Raw genomic sequence first — 18,708 nt, forward strand, 5'->3', positions numbered from 1 at the left:
ATCGCTCCAAACATCTAAGGTTGCTCGACTACCAACCGGATCTCTTGTCATTGCAGCTTTTCCGACGATATATCACTCATCAAACGCCGATATTCCGCTTCGGGTCTACCATAACAATCATGTGCGAAAGTCTCGAGCGCCAGGCGATCGCGGATGACGACATTGCCCCGCAGCGAACGGATGAGGCCCTCGCCTTCCAGGACGTGGAGCGCGGTCGTCACACTTGGGCGCCTGACGCCAAGGAGCACCGAGAGGAGTTCGTGCGTGAGCGCCATCTCGTCGCTGCGCGAGCGGTCGTGGCACATGAGAAGCCAGCGGGCGAGGCGCTCGTTGACGTCATGCACCGCGTTCGACACGGCCGTATGCGCCAGTTGAACAGCGAACCCCTCCATGGACCGGTTCATGATTTGAACGAAGGGTTTGCTCTGTTCCATCCAGCGGCGGAAGTGGTCGAACTCCATACTGTAGCCTTCGGCGTCGAGCTGGACCGTAACGTCGTAGGAACTGATCCGTGCGCCCGTGACCGCGGCAGTCGGGATATAGCCGTCAAAGCCGAAGATACCGGCTTCCGCGCGCCGACCCTGCGGTGTCATGATTACCACCGACCCTATACCGGAGGTAAGGAAATGCACTGCGTCGATCGGCTTGTCACGATGCGCCAGTGGCGTGCCCTTTGGAAAGACATTGTGTGTCAGATCTGGCGCCAGCATCTGGAAGTCGATTTCCGGCAGAAGCTGCAGGAGATTGTTGAGAGGCGCTGAGCGCAACGGTGCGGTCATGTTCACGCCTCCAGTTTCGAGCCGATGCTTGTTTCGGCGTGTCAAGCGCCGGAAGATAATACCGATGATGGCACGAGCTTACGCCCTCCTGTCGCACTGGCAAGGGCGAACAGCACCCCCGGTACGCCGACGCTAAATATGTATAAGGACGGCCGGCCCGCAGCTCGCGGACCGGCCTTCCTCTAGCCGAGAAATACAGCATGCTCAGCAATCAGCGCCGATAACGCAGGCGCTCCTGCTCGATTTCTGCGGGACCGTAGGGATCGAGCGTTTCGTCGAAGCGCGTCCAACCCTGTTCGGTATAGGCCGCACGCCGCTCGACCGGATCGACCCAGTTCGACTGGCGCAGAACCGCCTCGGCTTCCGCATAGAGGTTCTCCTCGACCCGGGCGGTTACGAGCGTGCCGCCGCGGCGCACGCCTTCCGCATAGACATGGGCATGCTCCTCCGGCACACCGGATTCCGTCATCGCGCCGATGATGCCGCCTGCCGCGCCGCCCGCGACGGCACCTGCGGCGGCGCCGGCTGCGGTTGCGGCAAGCCAGCCGGCGGCGACCACCGGGCCGACACCCGGAATGGCCATGATGCCAAGGCCTGTCAGGAGACCGCCGACGCCGCCGACGGCAGCACCGATTCCTGCACCCGTTCCGGCGCCTTCGGCGGCATTCGTGTCGCCGGTCTGCCGTTCGTCCACGTTGTTCGAGACGATGCTGATGTCGTCCGAAGGAATACCCTTAGCTTCGAGGGCGCTGACGGCGGCGCGTGCATCGGAGTAGTCGTCAAAAAGTCCGGTAGCGGTTCTCTTCATGGAAATATCCTCCTAGTTAGCGACGATGTTGCCCTGATAGTCGAGTCTGACGTTGACGGACTTGCCATCCTTCATCGCCGTGCCGCGCCAGACGCCCTTGTCATCAAGCGTGAGCCCGGTGACGGCGGCGTAGCCCGCCTCGACGATGCGCTCCTTGGCCTGTTCCTCGGTGAAGCTGTTTGCGCCTTCGACCGGCGCGGTGGCGTTATTGTCGTCCGGGGTCGCGATCGCCGGGGTATCGCCATCGGTGGCAGGTGCCGTGGAGGTTTGGGCGAAGGCGCCAAGGGTCGATGCGCCGACAAATGCGGCGGCGAGCAATAGCTTTTTCATGATGTCTCCTCGTTTTCAGCCGTTGAAGGCAAGGAGCAAACCGGGATACGGGCGTTTGGTTCCGCGATAATTTTGAGATCTCTTAAAATTACTTCAGGCTGATGCCGGATTTTTCACTTGGCGCGAGCCGGCAGCCACACCGTCCAGCCCATAGGACAAGCCTGCCCGGCCGACCTGTTTCATTCGGCGATGCGCAAGGGGCTTTCCAGGTCAGCGCAGGGTCAGTCTGCTTGGCCGGTTCGTCGTTCTCGTCGGGGTTCGGATTGGGCTCCTCATCGGGCAGGTACTCGGGCTCCGGCTCCTTGATCGGCGGGCTTGGCTCGCCGATAGGCGGCAGGTCAGGAACCGGGTTCGGGCCGGGGCCGGGGCCGGGTTCGGTCGGAATAATAGCCATGGGAAACTCCTTACTTGTTTGACCGGCCCCTATTGCGCCTTGACATTGCGCGCGCCGGCTTGGCGGAAGGCCCGTTCGGCCTTGAGAAGATTGGAACGCGCGATATCGGCGGAAACGCGGATTTAGCCGTGGAGCGGCGCCTCGGCACGGGTGGCGTCACCGCCGGAAGGCGCCGTACCAGCCGTGTTTGCCTCCGTATCGGGCTCCACGAACAGATCGGTACGGGCTCGGAGATTGCACCTTCTCCTCTTCTTCAGGGATCAGGTCTGCAACGCGGCAAGGAAGCGATGGTTCAGAACAGAGCGCTAGGCGCTATCCCGCGTGTAGAACATGCGGGCGGAGGCCTCGATGATGGAGCGGTGCTTAACGGGGTCGAAGGTGACGGCGGGGAATGTCTCGAAGAGATACTTGGCAAAGCTCTCCCTCGCCTCCTCCGACGCATCGAACCAGGGTTGCGAGGTGAGTTCATCGAAGACCGACTTCAATGCGCCCAACTCGTCCGGCTCGAAAGTCCCCTTGCCCACGCCCGCCTCCTCTATGCGACAGGCATGAGTCTAGGTCCGTATAGGTACGATTCAAAGCGATATCATGGTACGAAATCGTACGGAAAAACTTCAATCCGTCACGTCGCGAGGCAAATGGCTGTCCACACCACGCGCGAGAAGCCCGTGAGCCTCTACATCACACACCCCTTTCACACGGCGCAGGAAGCCAATGAGGTGGCGGCGATCTTCCTCGCTGTCGACGGCACCGTCGAGCACCGCGACGCCGTCGCGGATCGTGAGATCCAGCGTCGCAAGATGGACCCTGGCATCGTCTTCGAGCGTCTCCATGATCCGCGCCTCGAGATCGCCATCGGCGATGATATTGCCCGTTTCATCCACAAACGGCAGTGGCGCGCCGTCGACGTCCCGCGCGGCGGGATCACGCGTGATCGCGATACCCTCGTTGTCCAGCTGATCCAGATCTGCGCCGGGGCTTCCATAAGGCAAATTCTGCGCGGCTCGACGTGCATCGTCATCGTCCGGATAGGGCCAGCCGTCGCGGGTATCCCGCTCCTCGTAATCTCGAAAATCCTCTTCACGAGAGACTTCTTTGCGATCGGCCATCGTCTTGCTCCGCGGTTTGATCGGGAAATGATGATAGCCAATCGCTCAGACCGGCGTTTGTTCCGGAGAAGAACCACAACCGCGCCGCTGTTCGTCATTGCGCGCCGGGGCGGCCGATGTCGTCTTCGAGCATCTTGCGCGCGCGGTTGACCCTGCTTTTCACCGTGCCGATCTCACAGTCGCACAGCCGTGCGGTATCGATGTAGCTGACGCTCATCGCCACGAGTAGCAACGTACGGCGCGAGCGCGGCGGAAGGCGGCGCAGGGCGCAGCGGAGTTCGCTGCGGCGAACCGCCCATTCCTGCGGCGCCATGATGCTCGCCCGTTCGAGCAGGCCGTCATCCAGACCGACAGGCTCCCGGCAACGGCGGCGATATTCCGTGTTGAAGCTGTTGCGCATGATCGTGAAGAGCCACGAGCGGAGTTTTGTATTGGGGTGAAACTGGTGCGAGGACCGAAGCGCCCGCATTACCGTTTCCTGGATCAGATCCTCCCGGTCGCTCGCCGAGCGGGTCAGCTGCTGGGCGAAGCGCGTCAGCGCGGGCAGCTGGGCCTCTATGCCGGCATGGACCGTCTGAGAAACGGGTTCGGAGACCAAGGCGTCCATTCACTCCTCCATTTCGAAGGAAACGAGACGGGGTCGCGGAGGTTGCCGTACGATAGCGTACAGATGCGGCGGGGAATAAAATGGAACACTTGGCGGCTTCGCCAGTCCCTATGGGAGCAATGAAGCTGCGAGGCAACCATGACCCACTACTTCTTCCACATCTGCAGCCGAATGGAACGAATCGAAGACCGGGAAGGTGCGGATTTCGATACGCTGGAGGCCGCCCTGACGGAGGCCCGGCTTGCAGCGCGCGAGATACTGGCGGAGGATCTGCGAAAAGGAAACGTCGATGAAACGCGTCTGTTCGAGATCGTCAATGAATGGGGGGAGCTGATGGCGCGGGTGCCCTTCAAGGAAGCGATCAGCTAGCGGGCCGCGAGACAACGGCGCCGATGAGCCGTTCGTATTCCTTTTCACATTCGCCATAGGCATCGCGCGCAAAGGCTTCCAAGCCAGCCCGGTTGCGCACGCTGACGACGCCGCGCTCGGAGTAGATGAGCTTCTTGCCCTCGAGCACATGAAGCGCCGTCGTCACGCTGGCGCGCCGCACAGCAAGCATGATCGACATGAATTCGTGCGTCAGGCTGATATCCGAACCGTCCACCCGGTCGTGGCACATCAATATCCATCGGGCGAGCCGCTCGTCGATATGGTGCACGGCATTGGAAAGCGCGGTATAGGCCTGCTGGACAGCCAGTGCCTGCGTGTAGCGCGCAAGCAGCCTTTGAACCTCGTGATCTTCCGTCAAAACTGCTTTCAAGGCTGCAACGGGAAGACGGTAAGCTTGGCCTTGCATCTGCATGTGGATGGAGAATGGGTCGGCGTCGACGTCAAGGACCGCCGATACCGGACACATGCCGTCCCTTCCGATGATCGCGATTTCGCTATGCTGCCCCTCCGGCGAGCGGATGACCACGGAGGCAATGCCGCTCTCGAAGAAATAGGCGTGTTCCATTGGCTGATGGGGAGAAGACAGCTGATGCAAACGGGGGAGATCGACGCACTCCAATCGCGCGGCGAACCGCTGCAGGCTCGCTTCCGGTAAACGCCGTAGCAGGGTATTTCGAAAACTGCCCTGCCAAACGCCATCCATCCAACGATCCCATGCGGTTAAGCGACCGCATATCCGCCAAAGGCTTCGGTCTCCCTAAAGTCAATGGCTGTCCATCTATGACCATAAAATCGGCGAGACAACCCAGAGTCGGGCGTCGGTACGGAAGCGGACAGAGGGATGGAAATGTACGCGCGCCCGGCATGGATCGCGAAGAAGGCGCGCCGGTTTTCGCCCGCGGTCAGTATCCGCGTCGGCGAACGGGTTTGCCTCCGCTCTCACACCTCCTGGGTGCCGTGCGGGATCGCTTCTAGAACCAGCCGGAAGGTGACGATAGGCACGCGGTTGGAATCCTGCAACTCGACGGTGATACTGTCCAGCGGCTCATTCGGCAAACCATCGATGGCCATCTCGGCAAGAAGCGTCCTTGCCTCATCCTTGGCCTTTTCGATGTCCGCGAATTCGAAACCGCGATCAGGCTGCAGTACGCCGTCCTGATCTTGGATCTTGAAATAATACCGTTCCATTGCCGCCTCCCGGATTGAGAAGACAATGGCAAAGCGGGGCAAACGTTCCGTGAGCGAGCGAGCCGCGCAAAGGATAGGGCGGCCAACGCTCGGGGGAGCTTTGGCAACGAAGGGCTTGAGGCCTCCGCCCAATCGCCAAACGGCGACTGCGCCCTCCCTTGCGGGAGAGCGGAATGTGTCACGACAACAAGGCGAGATGAAGCGGCGTGCCGGCTTATGCCGGCTCCGTACGAAACCGCACCGACCCCCGAATTGCAGCACCTCTCGGTTGATAGAAGCCGAAACATGTACGGTTCCGTACAAACACTCAGCCGGCAGGAACATCCCCTTCCCCAATTTCATTTGCGTGACACCACCAGCGGGGGAACGACGTCATGCAACATCTCGACAAGAAGCGTTCGAAACCATCCGTCAAAGTGTTCGACGTCATCGCGTACTGCCGATCGCACAACATCGATGAGCGGGAGACCAGAAAGCTCGTGCTCATTGTCGGCCGTTTTGCGAGCAGGCTTGAAATCCAGATGAATCTTACGAAACGGCCTGCGCGCTTCCGATAGCGCTTTGTCCGGCACCCGGAACAATCACGGAAAGCACTTGATGAAACCGGAGCTGATCAACGGCTCATTCCAAGCGAGGAGATTGAAATGCCCACGAAAACAATGGAGGACCTCTTCTTCGATGGGGTCAAGGATATCTATTACGCCGAACGCAAGATCGTCGCCGCGCTCAAGAAGATGATCCGCGGCGCCAAGGCCGAAGAGTTGAAGGCCGCGTTTGACAAACACCTGCAGGAAACGGAAAGCCAGATCGAGCGCCTCGTTCACGTGTTCGAAATCCTCGGCAAGCCTGCCCGCGGCAAGACCTGCCCCGCCATCGACGGCATCCTCGAAGAAGGCCAGGAGATTCTGGAGGAGTTCAAGGACTCGCCTGCGCTCGACGCCGGTCTGCTGGCAGCCGCACAGGCCGTCGAACACTATGAGATTGCCCGCTATGGCACCCTGAAGTCATGGGCCCTGCAGCTGGGGCACAAGGATGTCGCCCAGTTGCTCGAGCAGACTCTTTCGGAAGAGATGAAGACCGACCAGGCGCTGAGCCAGCTCGCCGAAACGAAGGTGAACCGCGAAGGCAAGGCCAAGGCTGCCTGAACGCGCGGGGTGGGCAGTTCGGTTGAAAAAATGCAGGAACCGCCCACCGCTTCATTGCGCAACACCCTGCTTCAAACAAAGGCTCCCGCGCTCGACGGGGGCCTCAATGCGCAGACAACATCCTTTGAAAGTTGTTTCCAGGTATCGGCCTGGTACCTGGCTGCTCAATAGCCGCCAATGATGGGGAGCACCTCGCCGGTGATGTAGCTGGAGCACTGCGGCGACGCGAGGAAGACATAGGCCGGGGCCAATTCCTCAGGTTGGGCAGGTCGTTTCATCGGCGTGTTAGCGCCGAATTTTGCAACGTCCGCCGCCTCCTTGTCAGAAGGGTTGAGCGGCGTCCACACCGGTCCCGGCGCTACGGCATTGACACGGATACCGCGCGGCACGAGCTGGCCGGCGAGCGAACGCGTAAAGGCATGAATGCCGCCCTTGGTGGTGGAATAGTCTAAGAGGTCTTTCGACCCTTCAAGACCGGTAACGGAGCCGGTGTTGATGATCGCTGACCCGGGCTTCATATGCGGTACCGCCGCCTGCGCCATAAAGAAGTAGCCGTAAAGGTTGGTCTTCAGTGTCTCGTCGAAATGCTCTTCGGAAAGATCGACGATGTCCCTGCTGTGAACCTGGAAGGCGGCGTTGTTGACGAGAACATCGAGTCGGCCGAGATTCTTGACCACGCACTTGACCGTATCCGCGCAAAACGCCTTGTCCTTCAAGTCGCCGGCAAAGGCGATGCAGCGCTGCCCTTCCGCCTCTACTGCTGCGATCGTCTCCTTGGCGTCGTTTCCTTCCGCAAGATGGGCGATCGCGACATCCGCACCCTCCCGGGCAAAGAGGACCGCAACCGCTCGTCCGATACCGGAATCCCCGCCCGTAATCAGCGCCACCCTGCCCTTAAGCTTCTCCGAGCCCTTGTAGAAGGGTGCGTCGTACATCGGTTGCGGATCGAGCTTCGCCTCATCACCCGGCTTAGGCTGATGTTGCTTGGGAAAGGGAGGGACGGGATAGAGGCGCGCGCCGGCCTGCATGGCCTGCGGCTTCTCGGCCTCCCCCTTGCGGTCAGCCTCCGCGACCTCTGCCTGAATATCACGCTGTTTCGCCGCCGTGCGGGCGGATTGACTGCGGGCCATGGCCGGTCTCCTTAAATTTCGGTAGGGCGAATGTTGTCGACGCGGACGGTGCCGGCGACGACCTCGCGCGGTCCGTCGACGGAATATGAGGGGTTGCGCTCGTCAACCACCGTGTAGAGCTTTTCGTTGCGAAACGCGCTCGAAGAAGTTGTGGAATTGCCGTCCCCTGGCAGCGCATCGATTTCCATGTAATCGAGCTCGGCTTCCGCAGCCACAACACGCGCATCACCACTCGAGCGGGCGCGCACAACCACTTCGCCGTGATTGGGTGCAATGTCCCAGTTGGTGTCCGCCGCGGAAGCGATCGGAACCAGTCGGAAGAGCTTCAGCTCTTCAGGATCGGAATAGTTGGGGACGGGCGTCGGCATATCCTGGCGCGGAGCATTTTCGTCAAAACCCACGGACCAGTCCTGGCTGGGCGTTTCCACACCCGGCGGTGTACGATGTATTGTGGCATCGTCGCTCCCCGTGATGACGCGCGGCTTTGCGCTGGATACGCCGTCATTAGTCCGGCCCGCCTGAGAAACCTTGAATTGCGGCACCGCATCAGCATCGACGATTTTTTCGCGGCCAGTCTGCGCCGAGACGACGCTATCTGCGCCCGGCATCACGCTAGGCGCAACCGACACAACCTGATCGTCCTGCTCCCGATACGCGCCTTCTGTCTCCCGGCGGCCTCGGTCATGCAGCGCTTGATCACCCGCGACTTCGCCAGCCAGTTGTTTGAAATAACCGGAAATCTTGTCGATCATACCCATCGTTTCATCCTCATGTCCTGGTTTAGGGGCGCGCTATCGCAGCCTGGAGAATTCTCCTGATCTCGTCATCCGCGATCTGCTGGGCGGCAAAGGCCGTATCGGGCTCCACGCCCGGATCTTCCTGATGGTCGATTACCGTCTCGTTATCTCGCGCCATGGCAATCAGGGCGTCGCGCGCATCGGGAATCGTGCCGAGTATGGAAACGAGTTCGACCAGCAGGCGTCGGTGCGCGTTGATCCTACCTTCCAGATGGTCTGATGTGTCGCCGGCCATGCATGCCTCCCGAGATAAAAAGCAAACGGGAGGGGTGAACGATTGTTCCATTTGTTGCTGCCGACGCGGCAATCGGAACAAAGCCAGTCTTCGCAGGTCGCCATTGTACGTCCCGGCGGGGCCGGTCTGCACCGGTCCCGCGCAAGCTTACAGCCCTTCCGTGCGCTTGATCTTCCGGCGTGCCGGCTCTCTCCCGGTCGTGATCACGACCTCATCTGTGGCGGCAGCCGGCATCGCTTCGACAGCGCCTGCATTGCCGCCGGCTCTCTCGCCCAGTACAGAAAATCCCCTGAAGGGACCTGCCGGCTTTTGTTACTCATCAAACTCCGTCTCGGCGATGAGACAATGCTGCAACTCGCCGCTTGGCGGCATCCCTTCCGCCTGCCAGATTTCATAGACGCGTCGACGAATTTGTTCAGGCTTGTGCATGGTGATCAGAACTCCTTGTTAGACGGCGTGGCAGAGACGCCGATCTAGTCTGGTGGAGGAAAAGTAGGAGGAGCATACCGTACCGCCTCCGTTTCCGGACAAGGTCGATGCGCTTAGCGTGCTTACTGTCGATGACGATCCGATCGTGCTGATGAACACCGTGATGATGCTGGAAGATATGGGCCATAGCGGCTGCGAGGCCAGCTCCGGCACAAAGGCCCTAACGTTCCTCGCTGAGCGGAACATCGACCTCATCGTCACCGATCAGGCCATGCCGCAGATGACCGGTTTCCAGCTTGCCCACATCGAGCAGGAACGCTGGCCGGGCATCCCGATCGTGCTCGCCACGGGCTATTCGGAACTGCTGCCTGAGGCTCGCGCCGATCTGCTTCGCCTGTCAAAGCCCTTCGGCGAGCGGCAACTAGAAGATATCAATAAGCGGGCCATGTCCGGCGATACCAGGCCACCGAAGCGATAGGTACGGTAGATGATCGACCACGGTCGGCTTTACCAAAGGCGGGAAAGAACTCAACCTTCCTGCTAAGGTTGACCGACGCACTTGGGGGATAGTGGTGTTGCGTGGGCTGAACATCCATTTGATCAGCGAACTTCTGACCAATATCCTGAAATATGCTTTTCCGGATGGCCGTGAGAGGAGATTTCCATTGCTCTCAAGTCAATCGGGGAGCGCCGCGCCCGTCTAACCGTGCGCGACAATGGTATCGGTTTCGATCGCCGAACTGGATATCGTGGCATCGTAGGAGCTTGGCTCAAATCGGGCGGCTCAGATAACGCGATCCCTTGACGGCGAAGCGCCATGGGCGTTCGGCAGCCTTGCTGATGCCGATCCGCACACCGCGTGCCGAGGCAAACATTTCGGATCGCGGCTCCAGGGAAAAGGGATCGGCAAGAACCGACAGCCCGTTCATTCCCCCGGTGATGGCCAACGCCTTGCACAGATTGCCCGGCCCGGCACACAGCTTGCGCGCCTCGCCCACCGCCCGCCGCGCCATCATCGTCTCCAGCGCGTGTGTCGGCTCCAGCGCGCGGATGAGCACAGCGCTGCCTCGCTCGCACACGATATTGAAGCACCAATGCAGGCCATAGGAGCGATAGACATAGGCCCGCCCCGGCGCCCCGAACATCGCCGCATTTCCGGCCGTCTGCCCGCGAAAACTGTGCGATGCCTCGTCGTCCTGCCTGTAGGCTTCGGTTTCGACGACAAGCCCGCCAACGCCATTCACCAGCAGGCGCGTGCCGAGAAGGCCGGCTGCGACGGCAACCACGTCGCGCGCGAAGAAGCTTTCATCCATTAAGCCGGCCCACCATGTATTTCCGCATCGCCAGCGCATTTTCGATGGCCGCGCCGGAGGCGCTGTTGTCGAAGACGCACCAGCTGTCGCCGGCAAGGCGCTCTGCGAAAACGCTAATCTCGGCGTCGCTGTACCGGGAATAGTAGATTTTCGGCGCACCGTGCAATCGGACGTATCGAGGCACCTCGGAAAAATCGGACATCGGCCAGATTGGGGCGGGATCCGCCAGAACACGATCGATTGCGTACGCCCTGAGAAGCGCGCGTGCCAGCGGGGACGCCCAGCTTTTGTGGCGTGGCTCGAAAACCAGGATGCCCGGAAAAATACGGCGCATGGCTGCGAACGCCTCCTCCGCTTCGGCGGTATCGAACCTCAGACTGGGCGGCAACTGGCAAAGCAGAGGGCCAAGCTTTCCCTCCAGCGCCGACACCTCGTCCACGAAGACATCGAAGAGCCGTTCGATGTTTCGCAGGCGTGCCTCATGTGTAATCTGCCGTGATATCTTCACCGCAAAACGGAAATACTCCGGCACCGCGCCTGCCCAACGCTCGAACGTCTTCTTCTTGTGATGATGATAGAAGGTTGAGTTGACCTCCACGCCATTGAAGACGGCGGCATAGCGTTCGAGACCGCTGCCCGTTTCGGGAAAGCAGCTGGCGACCGTCTTAGGGATCGACCATGCCGCCGTCGCGATGAAGGGACCGGTCTGTCGCATCACGCGATCTCCAGGTCCGCACAGAGCGGCAGGTGGTCGGACGCCCGGCGGGCAAGCGGCGTGCTGTGTACGAAGGTCCGGCTTGCGGTAACCCCTGCACCGATGAAGAGGTGGTCGATGCGAAACAGAGGAAGGCGGGAGGGAAAGGTCGCGGCGGGCCGCCCGCCGGCATCGATCTGCGCATCCCGAAGGTGGCGTGCGAGCATGCGATAGGATGGCGAGCGGGAGATCGCATTGAGGTCACCGGCAAGGATGATACGCTCATCATCCGCCATCGGCTTTCCGAGCCAGCCTGGCCCGATCAGGGCTTCTGTCTGGCGCACGCGCTCGGCGCCGAGGAGGCCGAGATGGGTGACGAAGACCTGCAGCTTTACATCGTCGACGGCCACCTCCACCCACAGTGCACCCCGTGGCTCGCCGCGCGAGGGAAGCCCGTCGGCCTTGACGAGACGGGTCGGCAGCGCCGTCAGCAGCGCGTCGCCATAACGCTCCTCCTCAAGATGCAGCGCGGGGTGGAAGTGCGAGACCATCCTGAGATGGTTGGCGATGGTCTGCGCCTGATCGATACCGCCACTGCGTGCCCGCGCGACGTCCACCTCCTGCAAAGCGACGATATCCGCTTCGCATTCGGCGATGACCGCGGCAATGCGCCCGGGATCGAGCTTCCGGTCCGTACCGAAGCAACTGTGCACGTTATAGGTCATAATCCTGAGCCGTCTGCCCATGCCTTCCTCTCGTTGTTTCCAACGGTTCGGGAACACAAAAGCCCCGTTTTCGTTCCGCCCTGGCAGTTCAGGAAGGAACCAGCCGCATGAAACGAACCCACTTTCTCCACGCGCTGATCGCTCTTGCGGTGCTCGTTGCGGGATGGCTGATCTACCGGACGCTGGCGCAATACTCCTGGGATGATATCCGCAACTCCGTCGCGGCCATCCCCAAGGGGAATTTCGCCCTGGCGCTCGCTTTCGCGGCGTGTTCCTACCTTTGCCTCACGGTCTTCGACTTTCTGGCGCTGCGCTATGTCGGCAAGCCGCTTTCTTATCCGCGCGCCGCACTCGCTTCCTTCACCAGCCTCGCTATCGGCCACAATGTCGGCGTCGCGGCGCTCAGCAGTGGGGCGGTGCGCTACCGCTTCTATTCCCGTTGGGGCCTCGATGCGGAGGAGATCGCCAAACTGATCGTCTTTTGCGGCGTGACAGTCGGGCTCGGCCTGATCACTCTGGCCGGGCTTTGCCTCATCCTGCTTCCCGGGATCGCGGGGAAGATCGCTGGGCTTGGAACCGCCGCATCCGTTACCCTCGGCATGATCTGCCTCGCGCTCGGCGCAGGTTATCTGGCGCTTGCCGCCTTCGTGCGTGGCGAGTTGAACGTCCGCAACTGGCATTTCGCGCTAACGCCGCTGCGCCTTGCAGCCCTGCAGATCCTAGTCGGAACAGTCAACTTCGCCTTTGTCGCAGCCTGCCTGCACCAGCTTCTGAACGGAGAAGCTGCCTACAAGGAAACGACCGCCGCCTATGTGGTGGGTAATCTTACGGCTCTCGTCAGCCATGTGCCGGGCGGGCTCGGCGTGCTGGAGGCGACGATCGGCTTCCTGCTCGGCGGCGCGGCCTCCATCGGAGCGCTGATCGCCTTTCGGGTCGTCTATTTCTTCATTCCGCTGCCGCTGGGATTGGTCTTGTTGCTGGCGAGCGAGGCCTTGCTCGGATCGAACGTGGAGGCTGGTCTGCGCAAGAGCGCAAGCTGACGGCCGAAGAACGAGTGCGCCGTACCGCCCCAGATCGAAAGCGGCCACCACGGCGCGACGGGATCGACGATTGCTGTTCCCATCACCGGGGCCACCGCGCCCTGCTTCGCCGCATCCCGGAACGGCCGAAGCCCGCGCGCCTTGTTGTTGAAGGCATCAATCGTCTCGCCTAACCGACCTTGCGCGCGCACCGCCGCGCCGAAGGTTTGGGGATCGGCGTCGAGATGTTCGGCAAGCAGCCGGTCGCGCAATGCGCGGATGGCGCGGCGCTCGGCATCCGAATGTGCCTCGACCGCGATGTCGAGTTCGGTATCCAGCCCCTCGCTGCGCTGGTTGAGGTTGGAGGATCCGACGCGCAGGAAGGCGTCATCCACTATTACCAGCTTCGAATGGATGATGATCTCCTGCTCCGCACCATCGGGCTTCGGCACGACGGGATAGAAGGCACGCATGCGACCATGTTTATCGCACTGGCTGAGACGGCGAACGAAACGATCACGGTTCGCACCGAGGACGAGGCGCTCGATCGTACCGTGCGAACTCAACGTCGAAATCAGGACCACCTCCGGGCCATCGGGGTCGGCAAGCCGCTCGCACAGCACATCGCAGATCCGGTTAGAGGCGAAATACTGGCTCTCTATATAGATATGGCGCCGCGCCGCCTTGAGCGCTGCGACGGTAAGGTCCATCGCCTCCGTCACGGCGGAGCGGCCACGGATAGCCGGCTCCGTGCGCGCGAAGGCGACCTCGATATTCGTCATCATGTCCGGTGTGCCAACCAACCGGACTTGCGCCTGAGGCGCGATTGCCGGGATGACCTCGTCCGTAGCGAAGAGCCAGCGGCGGCGGGCGATATCGCCGGCGAGGCGCGCCGCCTCCCCCTCGACCGCCACCTGCATGTCATGCACCGGTTCGTAACGCTTTCCGGAAGGAAGCTTGCGCCGGGGGTCGTCGATCAGGTGCTCACTCGTATCCCACCGCTTGGCAGTGAGATCGATGCCGCCGACGAATGCGACGGTATCCTCCACGACGACGAGCTTCTGGTGATGCGAGCCGCGGATCGGATGGCGGCTATCGAAGGCAAGCAGGATGCGCGGATGGGAGGACCAGCGCCGCTTGCGAAACATCTTCAGCGACTTGCCCGAATAAACCGGTCCCATGGCCCAGACGAGCACACGGATCGTCAGGTCCGGCCGCTCCTCCACGAGCTTGAGCAGATAGGCGCCGAGCGTCGGGGATTGCGGCACTCCAGGCTGCATTCGAATATCAGGGTTGAAGTCCCAGCCGACGATCCAGATTTCCCGGCGCGCCTGCTCCAGAACGCTTTCAAGCGCCCGGAAGTAAGCCTGCCCGTCGACAAGGACATCGAGCCGGTCGGCTTTCGCCGTGCGCCAGGCGTTGTGTCCGGGCCGGATGATCGGAGGGTTTGTGTCGGTCGCTGGAACGAGCAACGGGGACTCTTCGTTTCGCACTGTCTGCCGCCTGTGTGTTTGCCTCTGCAGCGTGAAAATTCACGGCACCGGTTTTGGTTCCTCACTGCGCGCCGGCATCGGAACATTTTGACGCCCGCCGGCCTTGCGTCCGCTTTGAAGCGGGAGAACGAGCGTGGCACCGAGAGCGAACTGGAAAGGCTTCCTGAAGGTGGGCGAACTGGTGTGTCGTCCTCGCTCACCGTCTTGCCAGTGACGGGATGGACATAGCGGCTTACGACGGGGTTGCCGGTTTTGGCGTCGAGCGTGCAGAAGCGCACCTTGCCCTCCTTCGCGAGCTCGCCGGCGACCTGGCGACCGGACAGGCAGCGAAAGCTTGAGATCGCCCTTCCGGAACGCACCGCGGCGCCATCATCCCTTCTTTTCGAGCGGAAGGTGTTTCGACAGGGCAAAGCGTTCGGCGAAGGCGATGTCCTCCTGGGTGACGATCGGGATGGGATCGGACAGGATGGCAAGCAACGTTTCTCTCGAAATCGAATCCTCCTCCAGTGCTTCCATCAGCGCGCCCCGCGTCTCGCGCTCGGCGCGCAGCAGTGCCGCGAGCGCCAGGATCAATCTGTCCTTGTTGTCCATGACAACCTCCCGATCGGTTTGCTACCCGACGTCGATCAGCGCTATGCCCAGATCCGCCCGATGCCGCCGCCGCAAACTGACCGGTGTTTCCCGCAAAACGACCTCCAGAGTGGGGCGAACGTAGCCTTCCTGAAAATGGCCTCCCTTTGTGCTTCCGTCCTCAAATCCAAGCACGACATGCAGGTGCAAGCTCGACTTGCCCGCGTCATCTACCGCCACATCGCCCAGCATGCTGAGCACCTCCGATTGAACCTCGACAGGTATCTTTCGGTAAGTCTTCGTCTGGAATTCGAAAAACGCGATGGCCGCCACACGGAAGGCGCCGATGGCGGTAATCGATGCCGCGGTCACCCCTTCTCTTTCCGCAAAGGTGGTGATGCAACCAAAAGCTTCATCGCCTTCATCAAGAACCAAGATGAACGTGCGTTCGCCTGCATCCTCTGTCAGAAGTTTGTGCTTCATGTCCGTTCTCCCTGATCACAGGAAAAGGCTCGAAGCCGATTTCTGTTCCACAGGCGTAAAGTCTCGCGACGAGGCATAGCGCAAGAGCCCCTGCCCGCCGTCAATCCACAGCGGGATACCCGTAATGTGCCGCGCTTTCGGGGAGGCGAGAAAAAGGATTGCGTCGGCCACTTCGTCAACCGCCCAGGGTTCGCCATGTGAGACCGGGATATCGCCTTCAGGCCATTTTTTGATGGGAATACAATCGGTCAAAGGCATGCTGCCTTGTGGCCATATGACGAGCACTTCCGTTTCCGCGCGGTTACGATTTCCCCGCTGGCAACAAAGTTTGTCTCGACGGCTCCCGGGCATACTATATTGAGTCGTCGCCCGCCCTATTCCAGATGCGACCCCGGTAATCAATGTAACGGGAGACCCCGTGGGTCAGCTCCGCGCTTCGGACGTGAAGCCGGTGGTCTCGACAGCTTCCTCGTTTATGGTTTCACCGTCGATATCGCCCTGCTGCGCGGGATCTGTATCGAAAGCGGTGAGCTGGACCATGATTTCCTTGGCGCGCGTGATCGCAGCATCTTCCTGCACGTCATGCGCGGCCATGCAGACCGATACCTTCTCCCCACCCTCTCCGACGAACTCGACCGTCGTCGTGCCTTCACCGCTGTGAACATTCGTTTCGATGAGTTGCATGGTGACCTCCTATCGGGGTGGCCAAAACCGAAGAGGAAAGACGAAGTTCCTGTACGTTTGCGGTCAAACCTCGTCGTCAGGAGCACAAAAATGCCTCCTTACGGAACCTTTCGCCGCATGTGTTGTTCGCCAGTCACAACAGGGAGCGCACCATGGCCAAGAACACATCACCGAAAACCGCATCGGCGAAATCCTCGAAATCCACGGCGACCACGGCGCAGGTCCACGATCAGAAGATGGCGCGTGGCAATGGCGGCGAGCTGCACCAGGTTGCCGAGGGCGAAACGCCCGTTCTGACGACGGCACAAGGCGGTCCTGTCGCTGATGACCAGAACTCGCTGCGCGTCGGCGCCCGCGGGCCGCTGCTGGTCGATGACTTCCATTTCCGCGAGAAGATCTTTCATTTCGACCACGAGCGAATCCCAGAGCGGGTCGTGCATGCGCGCGGGTACGGAGCACACGGCTTCTTCGAGACCTATGAATCGCTTGCCGCTTATACAAGGGCGGATATTTTCCAGCGCGCCGGCGAGAAGACGCCAGCCTTCGTCCGGTTCTCTACTGTCGCCGGCAACAAGGGCTCCTTCGACCTCGCACGCGACGTCCGCGGCTTTGCCGTCAAGCTCTATACGCAGGAAGGTAACTGGGACCTCGTCGGCAACAACATCCCGGTCTTCTTCATCCAGGACGCCATCAAGTTTCCCGATATGGTGCATGCGGTTAAGCAGGAGCCAGACCGCGCCTTCCCGCAGGCCCAGAGCGCGCATGATAATTTCTGGGATTTCATCAGCCTGACGCCGGAAAGCATGCACATGATCATGTGGGTCATGTCGGACCGGGCCATTCCCCGCTCCTTCCGCTTCATGGAAGGGTTCGGCGTGCACACCTTCCGTCTCATCAACGCGAAGGGTGAATCCACGTTCGTCAAATTCCACTGGAAACCCAAGCTCGGCCTGCAATCCGTCGCGTGGAACGAGGCTGTGAAGATCAACGGCGCCGATCCCGACTATCATCGCCGCGACCTTTGGAATGCGATTCGGGCTGGTAACTTCCCCGAATGGGAGCTCTGTCTCCAGCTATTCGATCAGGATTTTGCCGACAGTTTCGACTTCGACATCCTCGACCCTACCAAGATCATCCCCGAGGAGGTCCTGCCGGTGAAACCGGTTGGCCGCCTCGTTCTCGATCGCATGCCGGAAAACTTCTTTGCCGAGACGGAGCAGGTCGCCTTCATGACCCAGAATGTCCCGCCCGGTATCGATTTTTCCAACGATCCGCTGTTGCAGGGGCGGAACTTCTCCTACCTCGATACGCAGCTCAAGCGCCTGGGCAGCCCGAACTTCACCCATATTCCGATCAACGCTCCGAAATGTCCCTTCCATCACTTCCAGCAGAATGGGCACATGGCCATGCGCAACCCCGTCGGCCGCGCTAATTATCAGCCGAACTCTTGGGGCGAGGGGCCGCGGGAATCGCCGTCGGCCGGTTTTCCGCATTTCCCTGCGGAAGAGCAGGGCCAGAAGGTGAGGCTGCGACCCGAAAGCTTTGCCGACCACTACAGCCAGGCGCGCCAGTTCTACATCAGCCAGACGCCGGCCGAGCAGCGGCACATCGCGGCGGCGCTGACCTTTGAGCTCAGCAAGGTCGAAACACCCGTCATCCGCGAGCGCGTCGTCTCCCATCTGATGAACATCGACGAGACGCTCGCCAACACCGTCGGCGAAAAACTCGGCTTCCAGTCCATGCCGAAACCCGCCGATGCCGCCATGCCGACGCGACAAGACCTCAAGCCCTCGCCAGCACTGAGCATCGTGGAACGGGGGCCGAAACGTTTCGAGGGGCGCAAGCTCGGCATTCTGATCACGGATGGCGTCGATATCGATCTTCTGACCGGCCTGCAGGACGCGATTCTGGCAGAGAAGGCGGAGGTCGCCCTGATCGCTCCGAAAGTTGGCGGCGTGACGGCGTCGGACGGTTCGTGGGTGCCGGCTCAGTTCATGATCGACGGCGGCCCTTCCGTGCTTTTCGACGCGGTGGCGCTGCTGCCGGCCAAGGCAGCCATGGACGACCTTCTCCAGGAGGCGACCGCGCGCGACTTCGTCGCCGATGCCTTCCAGCACTGCAAGTTCATCGGCCATGTCGCCGATGCCTTCCCGCTTCTGGAGAGGGTCGGGATCGCCGACAGGCTCGATGAAGGCGTGATCGAACTCCCTGGAGAAAACGGGCTCTCGGCGTTCGTCACGGAACTCGGCAAGCTGCGCCTTTGGGCACGCGAGCCCTCCGTCAAACTCGGCAAGGCATCCGTTCCGTCCCCATAGCGAGCGGTTGCACTTCGCGGCTTGCGCCGGGAACAAAGGCCCTGGAGCCTCGTTGAGTCCGCGCGCGATCG

General features: G+C 61.2%; 27 protein-coding genes. 7 read left to right on the forward strand and 20 right to left on the reverse strand.

What is annotated here, in order from left to right; all coding sequences use genetic code 11:
• Positions 1–47 precede the first annotated feature (47 nt).
• From ACT6VE_RS16430 to ACT6VE_RS16460, 7 genes are all read right to left on the reverse strand, one after another.
• Positions 48–779: a Crp/Fnr family transcriptional regulator gene (locus tag ACT6VE_RS16430; protein ID WP_444799626.1), complete on the reverse strand. Its 732-nt coding sequence runs from the start codon at positions 777–779 to the stop codon at positions 48–50.
• Positions 780–990: 211 nt separating this feature from the next.
• On the reverse strand, positions 991–1,587 hold the full coding sequence (locus ACT6VE_RS16435) for a general stress protein (protein ID WP_444799627.1): 597 nt from the start codon (positions 1,585–1,587) through the stop codon (positions 991–993).
• Positions 1,588–1,599: 12 nt separating this feature from the next.
• Positions 1,600–1,917 (reverse strand): PepSY domain-containing protein, encoded by a 318-nt coding sequence (locus tag ACT6VE_RS16440; RefSeq protein ID WP_444799628.1) that lies wholly within the window; start codon positions 1,915–1,917, stop codon positions 1,600–1,602.
• A gap of 88 nt (positions 1,918–2,005) precedes the next feature.
• The gene (locus ACT6VE_RS16445) at positions 2,006–2,311 is read right to left on the reverse strand and encodes a hypothetical protein (RefSeq protein WP_444799807.1); all 306 of its coding nucleotides are present in this window, start codon (positions 2,309–2,311) and stop codon (positions 2,006–2,008) included.
• Between the two features lie 305 nt (positions 2,312–2,616).
• Entirely contained in the window at positions 2,617–2,835 is a 219-nt protein-coding gene (locus ACT6VE_RS16450) for a hypothetical protein (RefSeq protein ID WP_444799629.1), read from the reverse strand.
• Between the two features lie 90 nt (positions 2,836–2,925).
• Positions 2,926–3,420 carry a BON domain-containing protein gene (locus tag ACT6VE_RS16455; protein ID WP_444799630.1) on the reverse strand — a complete coding sequence of 165 codons (495 nt, stop codon included), beginning with the start codon at positions 3,418–3,420 and terminating at the stop codon, positions 2,926–2,928.
• Between the two features lie 94 nt (positions 3,421–3,514).
• Positions 3,515–4,027, reverse strand: coding sequence for a sigma-70 family RNA polymerase sigma factor (locus ACT6VE_RS16460; RefSeq protein WP_444799631.1), 513 nt, complete (start codon positions 4,025–4,027; stop codon positions 3,515–3,517).
• Between the two features lie 138 nt (positions 4,028–4,165).
• Here ACT6VE_RS16460 and ACT6VE_RS16465 point away from each other — a divergent pair, with 138 nt between their 5' ends.
• Positions 4,166–4,396, forward strand: a complete 231-nt coding sequence (locus ACT6VE_RS16465) for a DUF6894 family protein (protein ID WP_444799632.1) — start codon at positions 4,166–4,168, stop codon at positions 4,394–4,396.
• On the opposite strand, the gene ACT6VE_RS16470 is transcribed toward ACT6VE_RS16465, so the two are convergent.
• Complete coding sequence (locus ACT6VE_RS16470; RefSeq protein ID WP_444799633.1) at positions 4,389–5,120, reverse strand: Crp/Fnr family transcriptional regulator; 732 nt, start codon at positions 5,118–5,120, stop codon at positions 4,389–4,391. The two genes, ACT6VE_RS16465 and ACT6VE_RS16470, sit on opposite strands and share 8 nt — an antisense overlap.
• 236 nt (positions 5,121–5,356) lie before the next feature.
• Entirely contained in the window at positions 5,357–5,605 is a 249-nt protein-coding gene (locus tag ACT6VE_RS16475; RefSeq protein WP_444799634.1) for a DUF6894 family protein, read from the reverse strand.
• Positions 5,606–5,979: 374 nt separating this feature from the next.
• On the opposite strand from ACT6VE_RS16475, the gene ACT6VE_RS16480 reads away from it, so the two are divergent.
• Together ACT6VE_RS16480 and ACT6VE_RS16485 are read left to right on the forward strand one after the other, a co-directional pair.
• Positions 5,980–6,162: a hypothetical protein gene (locus ACT6VE_RS16480; protein ID WP_130520302.1), complete on the forward strand. Its 183-nt coding sequence runs from the start codon at positions 5,980–5,982 to the stop codon at positions 6,160–6,162.
• An 87-nt stretch (positions 6,163–6,249) separates the two neighbouring features.
• Positions 6,250–6,750: a YciE/YciF ferroxidase family protein gene (locus ACT6VE_RS16485; protein ID WP_444799635.1), complete on the forward strand. Its 501-nt coding sequence runs from the start codon at positions 6,250–6,252 to the stop codon at positions 6,748–6,750.
• Positions 6,751–6,914: 164 nt separating this feature from the next.
• Here the strand turns inward: ACT6VE_RS16485 and ACT6VE_RS16490 are convergent, their stop codons facing one another.
• The 3 genes from ACT6VE_RS16490 to ACT6VE_RS16500 all read right to left on the reverse strand — a co-directional run bounded on the left by ACT6VE_RS16490 (position 6,915) and on the right by ACT6VE_RS16500 (position 8,912).
• Positions 6,915–7,880, reverse strand: a complete 966-nt coding sequence (locus ACT6VE_RS16490) for an SDR family oxidoreductase (protein WP_444799636.1) — start codon at positions 7,878–7,880, stop codon at positions 6,915–6,917.
• Between the two features lie 11 nt (positions 7,881–7,891).
• Positions 7,892–8,248, reverse strand: coding sequence for a hypothetical protein (locus tag ACT6VE_RS16495; protein ID WP_444799798.1), 357 nt, complete (start codon positions 8,246–8,248; stop codon positions 7,892–7,894).
• A 412-nt stretch (positions 8,249–8,660) separates the two neighbouring features.
• On the reverse strand, positions 8,661–8,912 hold the full coding sequence (locus ACT6VE_RS16500) for a hypothetical protein (RefSeq protein ID WP_444799637.1): 252 nt from the start codon (positions 8,910–8,912) through the stop codon (positions 8,661–8,663).
• A gap of 42 nt (positions 8,913–8,954) precedes the next feature.
• On the opposite strand from ACT6VE_RS16500, the gene ACT6VE_RS16505 reads away from it, so the two are divergent.
• Positions 8,955–9,389, forward strand: a complete 435-nt coding sequence (locus ACT6VE_RS16505) for a hypothetical protein (RefSeq protein ID WP_444799638.1) — start codon at positions 8,955–8,957, stop codon at positions 9,387–9,389.
• Positions 9,390–9,459: 70 nt separating this feature from the next.
• Positions 9,460–9,819 carry a response regulator gene (locus tag ACT6VE_RS16510; RefSeq protein ID WP_444799639.1) on the forward strand — a complete coding sequence of 120 codons (360 nt, stop codon included), beginning with the start codon at positions 9,460–9,462 and terminating at the stop codon, positions 9,817–9,819.
• Positions 9,820–10,111: 292 nt separating this feature from the next.
• On the opposite strand, the gene ACT6VE_RS16515 is transcribed toward ACT6VE_RS16510, so the two are convergent.
• The 3 genes from ACT6VE_RS16515 to ACT6VE_RS16525 are packed head-to-tail and all read right to left on the reverse strand — an operon-like array spanning position 10,112 to position 12,094.
• Complete coding sequence (locus tag ACT6VE_RS16515; protein WP_444799640.1) at positions 10,112–10,654, reverse strand: DNA-3-methyladenine glycosylase; 543 nt, start codon at positions 10,652–10,654, stop codon at positions 10,112–10,114.
• On the reverse strand, positions 10,647–11,369 hold the full coding sequence (locus tag ACT6VE_RS16520) for a DUF72 domain-containing protein (RefSeq protein WP_444799641.1): 723 nt from the start codon (positions 11,367–11,369) through the stop codon (positions 10,647–10,649). The genes ACT6VE_RS16515 and ACT6VE_RS16520 overlap by 8 nt, the downstream gene beginning before the upstream one ends.
• Positions 11,369–12,094, reverse strand: a complete 726-nt coding sequence (locus tag ACT6VE_RS16525; protein WP_444799642.1) for an endonuclease/exonuclease/phosphatase family protein — start codon at positions 12,092–12,094, stop codon at positions 11,369–11,371. The genes ACT6VE_RS16520 and ACT6VE_RS16525 overlap by 1 nt, the downstream gene beginning before the upstream one ends.
• Positions 12,095–12,180: 86 nt before the next feature.
• Here ACT6VE_RS16525 and ACT6VE_RS16530 point away from each other — a divergent pair, with 86 nt between their 5' ends.
• Complete coding sequence (locus tag ACT6VE_RS16530) at positions 12,181–13,113, forward strand: lysylphosphatidylglycerol synthase domain-containing protein (protein ID WP_444799643.1); 933 nt, start codon at positions 12,181–12,183, stop codon at positions 13,111–13,113.
• Here the strand turns inward: ACT6VE_RS16530 and ACT6VE_RS16535 are convergent.
• The 5 genes from ACT6VE_RS16535 to ACT6VE_RS16555 all read right to left on the reverse strand — a co-directional run bounded on the left by ACT6VE_RS16535 (position 13,011) and on the right by ACT6VE_RS16555 (position 16,322).
• Positions 13,011–14,564, reverse strand: a complete 1,554-nt coding sequence (locus tag ACT6VE_RS16535; RefSeq protein ID WP_444799644.1) for a phospholipase D-like domain-containing protein — start codon at positions 14,562–14,564, stop codon at positions 13,011–13,013. The two genes, ACT6VE_RS16530 and ACT6VE_RS16535, sit on opposite strands and share 103 nt — an antisense overlap.
• Before the next feature lie 390 nt (positions 14,565–14,954).
• The gene (locus ACT6VE_RS16540; protein WP_444799645.1) at positions 14,955–15,176 is read right to left on the reverse strand and encodes a hypothetical protein; all 222 of its coding nucleotides are present in this window, start codon (positions 15,174–15,176) and stop codon (positions 14,955–14,957) included.
• Between the two features lie 21 nt (positions 15,177–15,197).
• Entirely contained in the window at positions 15,198–15,638 is a 441-nt protein-coding gene (locus ACT6VE_RS16545) for a PPC domain-containing DNA-binding protein (RefSeq protein WP_444799646.1), read from the reverse strand.
• Between the two features lie 15 nt (positions 15,639–15,653).
• Positions 15,654–15,896: a hypothetical protein gene (locus tag ACT6VE_RS16550; RefSeq protein ID WP_444799647.1), complete on the reverse strand. Its 243-nt coding sequence runs from the start codon at positions 15,894–15,896 to the stop codon at positions 15,654–15,656.
• Positions 15,897–16,061: 165 nt separating this feature from the next.
• On the reverse strand, positions 16,062–16,322 hold the full coding sequence (locus ACT6VE_RS16555) for a hypothetical protein (protein ID WP_444799648.1): 261 nt from the start codon (positions 16,320–16,322) through the stop codon (positions 16,062–16,064).
• A gap of 152 nt (positions 16,323–16,474) precedes the next feature.
• Between ACT6VE_RS16555 and catE the strand changes: the two genes are divergently transcribed.
• Entirely contained in the window at positions 16,475–18,637 is a 2,163-nt protein-coding gene (catE, locus tag ACT6VE_RS16560) for a catalase (protein ID WP_444799649.1), read from the forward strand.
• Positions 18,638–18,708: the final 71 nt, after the last annotated feature.

The sequence above is a fragment of the Shinella sp. genome (assembly GCF_052438155.1).
Lineage (GTDB): Bacteria > Pseudomonadota > Alphaproteobacteria > Rhizobiales > Rhizobiaceae > Shinella.

Coding starts and splice junctions, on each gene's coding strand:
- ACT6VE_RS16540 (WP_444799645.1), bottom strand. CDS start 15,176: ATGGACAACAAGGACAGATTGATCCTGGCGCTCGCGGCACTGCTGCGC.
- ACT6VE_RS16515 (WP_444799640.1), bottom strand. CDS start 10,654: ATGGATGAAAGCTTCTTCGCGCGCGACGTGGTTGCCGTCGCAGCCGGC.
- ACT6VE_RS16520 (WP_444799641.1), bottom strand. CDS start 11,369: ATGCGACAGACCGGTCCCTTCATCGCGACGGCGGCATGGTCGATCCCT.
- ACT6VE_RS16555 (WP_444799648.1), bottom strand. CDS start 16,322: ATGCAACTCATCGAAACGAATGTTCACAGCGGTGAAGGCACGACGACG.
- ACT6VE_RS16485 (WP_444799635.1), top strand. CDS start 6,250: ATGCCCACGAAAACAATGGAGGACCTCTTCTTCGATGGGGTCAAGGAT.
- ACT6VE_RS16445 (WP_444799807.1), bottom strand. CDS start 2,311: ATGGCTATTATTCCGACCGAACCCGGCCCCGGCCCCGGCCCGAACCCG.
- ACT6VE_RS16550 (WP_444799647.1), bottom strand. CDS start 15,896: ATGCCTTTGACCGATTGTATTCCCATCAAAAAATGGCCTGAAGGCGAT.
- ACT6VE_RS16530 (WP_444799643.1), top strand. CDS start 12,181: ATGAAACGAACCCACTTTCTCCACGCGCTGATCGCTCTTGCGGTGCTC.
- ACT6VE_RS16525 (WP_444799642.1), bottom strand. CDS start 12,094: ATGGGCAGACGGCTCAGGATTATGACCTATAACGTGCACAGTTGCTTC.
- catE (WP_444799649.1), top strand. CDS start 16,475: ATGGCCAAGAACACATCACCGAAAACCGCATCGGCGAAATCCTCGAAA.
- ACT6VE_RS16455 (WP_444799630.1), bottom strand. CDS start 3,420: ATGGCCGATCGCAAAGAAGTCTCTCGTGAAGAGGATTTTCGAGATTAC.
- ACT6VE_RS16480 (WP_130520302.1), top strand. CDS start 5,980: ATGCAACATCTCGACAAGAAGCGTTCGAAACCATCCGTCAAAGTGTTC.
- ACT6VE_RS16500 (WP_444799637.1), bottom strand. CDS start 8,912: ATGGCCGGCGACACATCAGACCATCTGGAAGGTAGGATCAACGCGCAC.
- ACT6VE_RS16495 (WP_444799798.1), bottom strand. CDS start 8,248: ATGCCGACGCCCGTCCCCAACTATTCCGATCCTGAAGAGCTGAAGCTC.
- ACT6VE_RS16475 (WP_444799634.1), bottom strand. CDS start 5,605: ATGGAACGGTATTATTTCAAGATCCAAGATCAGGACGGCGTACTGCAG.
- ACT6VE_RS16435 (WP_444799627.1), bottom strand. CDS start 1,587: ATGAAGAGAACCGCTACCGGACTTTTTGACGACTACTCCGATGCACGC.
- ACT6VE_RS16465 (WP_444799632.1), top strand. CDS start 4,166: ATGACCCACTACTTCTTCCACATCTGCAGCCGAATGGAACGAATCGAA.
- ACT6VE_RS16490 (WP_444799636.1), bottom strand. CDS start 7,880: ATGGCCCGCAGTCAATCCGCCCGCACGGCGGCGAAACAGCGTGATATT.
- ACT6VE_RS16430 (WP_444799626.1), bottom strand. CDS start 779: ATGACCGCACCGTTGCGCTCAGCGCCTCTCAACAATCTCCTGCAGCTT.
- ACT6VE_RS16440 (WP_444799628.1), bottom strand. CDS start 1,917: ATGAAAAAGCTATTGCTCGCCGCCGCATTTGTCGGCGCATCGACCCTT.
- ACT6VE_RS16460 (WP_444799631.1), bottom strand. CDS start 4,027: ATGGACGCCTTGGTCTCCGAACCCGTTTCTCAGACGGTCCATGCCGGC.
- ACT6VE_RS16545 (WP_444799646.1), bottom strand. CDS start 15,638: ATGAAGCACAAACTTCTGACAGAGGATGCAGGCGAACGCACGTTCATC.
- ACT6VE_RS16470 (WP_444799633.1), bottom strand. CDS start 5,120: ATGGATGGCGTTTGGCAGGGCAGTTTTCGAAATACCCTGCTACGGCGT.